The sequence below is a fragment of the Carboxydothermus islandicus genome, from assembly GCF_001950325.1.
GTDB classification, from domain to species: Bacteria; Bacillota; Z-2901; order Carboxydothermales; family Carboxydothermaceae; genus Carboxydothermus; species Carboxydothermus islandicus.
Map to the genome: position 1 here is coordinate 1 of NZ_BDJL01000083.1, position 267 is coordinate 267.

Below are 267 nucleotides of genomic sequence, written 5' to 3' on the forward strand. Positions count from 1 at the left end.
ATTTTACCGTTTATGATGAGGAAGACCAGATACAGGTAATAAAAGAGTGCTTAAAAGAGCTAAATATTGACGATAAACGTTTTGCTCCCAAGGCTATTGCCTATCATATTTCCTCGGCCAAGGACAAGCTTATTTCTCCCCGGCAGTATAGTGACGATGCCGATGACTTATTTAAAGAAAAAGTGGCGATAATTTATAATATGTACCAGGAAAAGCTTAATAAAAATAATGCCCTTGACTTTGATGATTTACTTTATTATGCGGTAA

General features: G+C 35.6%; 1 protein-coding gene. It reads left to right on the forward strand.

What is annotated here, in order from left to right; genetic code table 11:
- Positions 1-267, forward strand: a 267-nt coding sequence (locus ciss_RS09195; protein WP_166504011.1) for a UvrD-helicase domain-containing protein, incomplete at both ends; no start/stop codon positions are given.